Source organism: Nonomuraea sp. NPDC003201, assembly GCF_053590415.1.
In genome coordinates this window covers 1-5,908 of the sequence record NZ_JBSFTC010000486.1, presented here as the reverse complement: position 1 = coordinate 5,908, position 5,908 = coordinate 1, and the positions used below count along the sequence as shown (strand labels likewise).

The 5,908-nt window shown below is 70.5% G+C and carries 3 protein-coding genes and 2 pseudogenes; 2 read left to right on the top strand and 3 right to left on the bottom strand.

The features are described 5' to 3' along the window. Positions 1-176: 176 nt before the first annotated feature. Positions 177-1,580, bottom strand: coding sequence for an aldehyde dehydrogenase family protein (locus ACWDX9_RS58635; protein ID WP_449972158.1), 1,404 nt, complete (start codon positions 1,578-1,580; stop codon positions 177-179). 127 nt (positions 1,581-1,707) lie between these two features. Next, positions 1,708-2,328 carry a mycothiol-dependent nitroreductase Rv2466c family protein gene (locus tag ACWDX9_RS58630; RefSeq protein WP_449972155.1) on the bottom strand — a complete coding sequence of 207 codons (621 nt, stop codon included), beginning with the start codon at positions 2,326-2,328 and terminating at the stop codon, positions 1,708-1,710. A gap of 90 nt (positions 2,329-2,418) precedes the next feature. On the opposite strand from ACWDX9_RS58630, the gene pepN reads away from it, so the two are divergent. After that, positions 2,419-4,983: an aminopeptidase N gene (gene pepN, locus ACWDX9_RS58625; RefSeq protein WP_449972153.1), complete on the top strand. Its 2,565-nt coding sequence runs from the start codon at positions 2,419-2,421 to the stop codon at positions 4,981-4,983. Positions 4,984-5,110: 127 nt separating this feature from the next. Further along, positions 5,111-5,797, top strand: a pseudogene (locus tag ACWDX9_RS58620) (ROK family protein); the annotation flags it as partial. 59 nt (positions 5,798-5,856) lie between these two features. Here ACWDX9_RS58620 and ACWDX9_RS58615 read toward each other — a convergent pair. Beyond that, positions 5,857-5,904: pseudogene (locus tag ACWDX9_RS58615) on the bottom strand (hypothetical protein); the annotation flags it as partial. Between the last annotated feature and the right edge of the window lie 4 nt (positions 5,905-5,908).

Genomic DNA, 5,908 nt, shown 5'->3' with positions numbered 1-5,908 from the left:
GGGGGGGGGGGGGGGGGGGGGGGGGGGGGGGGGGGGGGGGGGGGGGGGGGGGGGGCGGGGGGGGGCCGGAGGTGCAGGGTCGCCGGGGCGTTCGTCGGGCCGCGTGGGCCGTGGGCAGCCCCACGACCCCACGACCCCACGACCCGACGGGCCGCCCAGATGGCCCGGGCGGAGCGTTACAGCTGCATGGCCTTGGTTTCGAGGTATTCCTCCAGGCCCTGCTCCCCCAGCTCCCGCCCCACCCCCGACTGCTTGTAGCCGCCGAAAGGCGCCAGCGGGTTGAAGCGGCCGCCGTTGATGGCCACCTGCCCCGTGCGCAGCCGCCGGGCGACGGCGATCGCGCGGTCCTCGGTGGCCGCCCAGACCGCTCCGGCCAGGCCGTACTTCGTGTCGTTGGCGATCGCGACGGCCTTGTCCTCGCTCGTGTACGGGATGAGCGACAGCACCGGCCCGAAGATCTCCTCCTGCTCGATCGTCATCCCCGACTCCACCGCCGCGAACACGGTGGGCTCCACGTAGTAGCCCCGCTCGTGGGGCCGCTCGGTGCCGCCGGCCACCAGCCGGGCGCCTTCCTCCTGACCCCGGTTGATGTAGCGGACCACGCGGTCGCGCTGGGTGGCGGAGACCAGCGGGCCGATCTTGGTGGAGTCGTCGAAGGGGTCGCCGACGGTGTAGCCGCGCGCCGCCTCGACGGCCAGGCGGACGGCCTCGTCGTACTGGTCGCGGTGGACGATCATGCGGGTCCACGCCGAGCAGGTCTGACCGGCGTTGACGAAGCAGTTGGCGACGCCGACCTTGACGGCCAGCGCCAGATCGGCGTCGGGGAGGATGATGTTGGCCGACTTGCCCCCGAGTTCGAGCGCGACCCGCTTGACGGACTCGGCGGCGAGCGCGGCCACCCTGCGCCCGGCGGCGGTCGAGCCGGTGAAGGAGACCATGTCCACCTCGGGGTGGGCGGCCATGGCCTCGCCGACGACCGGGCCGCGCCCGCTGACCAGGTTGAACACGCCCGGCGGCAGGCCCACCTCGGCGAAGATCTCCGCCAGCGCGTACGCCGCCAGCGGCGCCACCTCGCTCGGCTTGAGCACCACGGTGCAGCCGGCGGCCAGCGCGGGGGCCACCTTGCAGATGATCTGGTGCAGCGGGTAGTTCCACGGCGTGATCGCGGCGACCACCCCGATGGGCTCCTTGACCACCATCGAGTTGCCGACGCGCGACTCGCGGGGGTGGGTCTCGGCGAGCTGCGCGTAGGAGGACAGCACGGTCGCCGGCATGAGCGTCTGCACCCTGCGCGCGAAGCCCAGTGGCGCGCCCATGTCGGTGGCGATCGTCTTGGCGATCTCCTCGGAGCGCTGTTTCAGCAGCTCGGCGGCGTCGCCGAGCAGCTTGCCGCGCTCCGAGGCGGCCGTTTCGGACCAGCCGGGGAAGGCCTTTCGAGCGGCGCCCGCGGCCGACTCGACGTCGTCGGGAGATCCCGCGGGCACGCGGTCGATGATCTCTTCCGTGGCCGGGTTGACGACGTCAATCGACTCGTCCGACGCAGAAGCGGTCCAGGAGCCGCCGATGTACAGCTGACGCATAGCCACCATCCTGTCAGGAGCTCAGGTGGCGGTGAGAGGCTTGTCCAGATGCGGGGATAAGTCTTCTACACCGCAAGCAGCGTTCTTCCGCCAGCGTACGATGATTGACCCCTGTAAAATGAGAGGGTCAGTCGAATTCGGGGCGCTTGGTCCGGCTGCGCTTCAGCTCGAAGAAATCCTCGAAGGACGTGACGGCGAGCACGCCGTCCCAGAGCCGGCCCGCGTCCTCACCCCTGATGATCTTGGTGATCACCGGTCCGAAGAAGGCGTTGGCGCCGACCCGGATGACCGGAGTGCCGACCTCCTGGCCGACGAGGTCGATGCCCTCGTTGTGGGAGGTGCGGATGGCCTCGTCCCATTCGTCGGAGTCGACGGCCTCGATGAGCTCCTTCTCGAGCCCTGTGGCCTCGAGCGCGCTCTCGACGACCTCGCGCAGGCGCTCCGGCTCCCTGCCCAGGCCCTGGTTGTGCAGGCGGGTGCCGAGCTCGGTGTAGAGCGGGCCGAGGATCTGCTCGCCGTGCTTGGCGGCCGCGGCGGCGACGACCCGGACGGTGCCCCTGGCCCGCTCGGTCGACTTGCGGTAGTCATCCGGGATGTCCTTGTCCACGTTGAGGACGTAGAGGGACATGATGCGCCAGCGAGGCTCGATGGGACGGACCTTCTCAACTTCGAGAAGCCATCGTGACGTGACCCATGCGAAGGGACAGGCAGGATCGAACCACAGATCCACGGGAATCTTTTCGCTCATGTGGACCCGTAACCTGAGGTGGATCGGGTCCTATTCCCAGCGTGGCACGATACGGACAAAGTTCGATGAAGTGGTGAAAAGGAGCGCAACTTGGCAGGCAATCTGACCCGGGACGAGGCTCGTGAGCGCGCCCGGTTGATGAAGGTCGAGTCGTACGAGGTCGCACTCGATCTGACCGAGGGAGAGGAGCGCTTCGAGAGCGTCACCACAGTCCGTTTCACCAGCGCCCGGCCGGGCGCGTCCACCTTCATCGACCTGCACGGCGCCCACGTGCGCAAGGTGACGCTCAACGGCGAGGACCTCGACGTGTCCGCCTACGACGAGGAGAAGGGCCGCTTCCCGCTCCCGTCGCTGGCCGCGGCCAACGAGCTGCGCGTGGACGCCGACTGCAGCTACATGCGCACCGGCGAGGGCCTGCACCGCTTCGTCGACCCGGTGGACAAGAAGGTCTACCTGCACAGCCAGTTCGAGACGGCCGACGCGCACCGCATGTACGCCTGTTTCGACCAGCCCGACCTCAAGGCCACCTTCCAGCTCACCGTGCTGGCCCCGGCCGACTGGGAGGTCGTCTCCAACGCGGCCGCCTCGGCGGTCGAGGAGCTGCCGGAGCAGGGCGGCAGGCACGGGGCGGTGGCCCCGGCCAGGCGGTGGGAGTTCCCGCCCACGGCCGTCATCTCGACGTACATCACCGCGCTGGTGGCGGGGCCGTACCACAAGGTGACCTCGGAGCACGACGGCATCCCGCTGGGGATCTACTGCCGGGCCTCGCTGGCCGAGCACCTCGACGCCGACAACATCCTCGAGGTCACCCGGCAGGGCTTCGACTTCTTCCACAAGGTGTTCGGGGTCCGCTACCCGTTCGGGAAGTACGACCAGTGCTTCGTGCCCGAGTTCAACGCCGGCGCCATGGAGAACGCGGGCTGCGTGACGTTCCTGGAGGACTACGTCTTCCGCTCCCGGGTCACCGACGCGGTGGTCGAGCGGCGCGCCGAGACGATCCTGCACGAGATGGCGCACATGTGGTTCGGCGACCTGGTCACCATGCGCTGGTGGGACGACCTGTGGCTGAACGAGTCGTTCGCCACCTACATGTCCGTCCTGGCCCAGGCCGAGGCCACCAGGTGGGGCAAGGGCGCGTGGACCACGTTCGCGAACGTGGAGAAGGCCTGGGCCTACCGCCAGGACCAGCTCCCCTCGACCCACCCCATCGCCGCGGACATCCCGGACATGCAGGCGGTCGAGGTCAACTTCGACGGCATCACGTACGCCAAGGGCGCCTCGGTGCTCAAGCAGCTCGTGGCCTACGTCGGCCTGGACAACTTCCTGGCCGGCGTACGCGACTACTTCGCCGAGCACGCCTGGGGCAACACCGAGCTGAAGGACCTGCTCAACGCCCTGGAGCGGACCTCGGGCCGCGACCTGTCGTCCTGGTCGAAGGAGTGGCTGGAGACGTCCTGGGTCAACACGCTGCGCGCGGAGTTCGAGGTGTCCGACGGGCGGTTCACCAGCTTCGAGGTGCTGCAGGAGGCGCCCGCTGAGCACCCGACGCTGCGTTCGCACCGGGTCGCGGTCGGCCTCTACTCGCTGGTGGACGGCGAGCTGAAGCGGACCAAGCGGGTCGAGCTGGACGTGGTCGGCCCCCGTACGAGCGTGGCCCAGCTGGTCGGCGAGGAGCAGCCGGACCTGGTGCTGCTCAACGACGACGACCTCACCTACGCCAAGATCCGCCTCGACGACCGCTCGATGCGGACGCTGGTCGACGGCGGCATCGCGGCGTTCACCGAGTCGCTGCCGCGCGCCCTGTGCTGGTCGGCGGCCTGGGACATGACCCGTGACGGCGAGATGGCCACGCGTGACTACGTCAGGCTGGTCGTCTCGGGAGCCGGCACGCTCAAGGACATCACGGTCCTGCAGGCGGTGCTGCGCCAGGCGCGCATGGCCGTCCAGCAGTACGCCGACCCGGCCTGGCAGGCCGAGGGCCTGGCGCTGCTGGCCGCGGAGCTGCGCAAGCAGCTCGGCCAGGCCGCGGCGGGCTCCGACCACCAGCTCGCGTTCCTGCAGGCGTTCGCGCCGGTGGCCACCTCCGACGCGGACCTCGACCTGCTGCAGCGCATCCTCGACGGCTCCGAGGTGCCCGAGGGCCTGAGCGTGGACGCCGACCTGCGCTGGTCGCTCGTGCACGCGCTGGTCGCCGGCGGCCGGCTGGGCGAGGCCGACATCGACGCCGAGCTCGAGCGGGACCCTACTGCCACGGGTGAGCGGTCGGCGGCGCAGTGCCGGGCCGCGATCCCGACGGCCGAGGCCAAGGCCGCCGCCTGGGAGCGGGTCGTGGGCGGCAAGCTGGCCAACCACATCGCGCGTACGACGATCTCCGGGTTCCAGGACCCGCACCACACCGAGCTGCTGGTGCCGTACCGGGAGAAGTACTTCGCCGAGGTGGGGCGGATCTACCGGGAGTGGACGTTCGACCAGGCGTCGACGTTCGCGGTGGGGTGCTTCCCCGCGCTGCTCATCGAGCCGGAGACGGTGCGGGCCGCGCAGGACTACCTGGAGGCCGAGCAGCCGCCGCAGGCGCTGCGGCGGCTGATCCTGGAGGGCGCCGACGGCGTCAGCCGGGCGCTGCGCAACCGGGAGAAGGACGCCGCGTCCGCCTGACGCGCCGTTTCACCGAGGACCCCTGCCACCGGCGGGGGTCCTTTCGTGTGTCCGGGGGTTGACAGGCACGCGAACCAAGGGGGATATTTCGGGACTAACTTTACTTCTGAAGAAAGTCCCTCATCGCATGGTAAGCACCGATCGCGGAGACCTCACCCGGACGGCGATCCTCGCCCTGCTGGGCACGGTCGGGCCGCTCAGCCGCAGCGAGATCGCGCGCCGGCTCGACCTCAGCCCGGCCACCGTCACGCAGCTCACGCGGGAGCTCATGGGGCACGGGATGCTCGAGGAGCTCGACCTGAAGCCCTCGCGCGGCGGGCGGCCCGCCGTGCGGCTGGGGCTGGTCGGGAGCGCGGGGCGGGCGCTGGGCGTCAAGGTGACGGCCGAGCACCTGGTGCTCGTCGACGTGCGGCTCGACGGGGAGGTGCTCGGCTCGTGGGAGCGGCCCTTCGACCCGTCCGCGCCCGACGCGCTCGACGCGCTGGCGGGGGCGATCTCGTCCGTGGTGGCGGAGAGCTCGGCCGATGAGCGGACGCCGCCGCTGCTCGGGATCGGGGTCGGGGTTCCGGGCAGCGTGGACGACCAGGCGGCCGGGACGGTGAACGCCCCCACGCTCGGATGGCGGGCCATGGCGGTGGGCGACTGGCTGCGGCGCCGGCTCGAACTGCCGGTGCTGGTGGAGAACGACGTGAACGCGCTGGCGGCGGCCGAGCGGCTGTACGGGCGGGGGCGTACGCACCGGGACTTCCTCGTGGTGACGATCGGGCGCGGCGTGGGCGCGGCGATCGTGGCGGACGGGCGGGTGTACCGGGGGGCGCGCGGCGGCGCGGTCGTCCCCTCTTTCGAATTGATTTTGTCGAAAATGGTCTTCGCCATGTCGATGGCCGGTTGTTTCCAGGCCGTCTGCCAGTTCAGGTCCACCTTT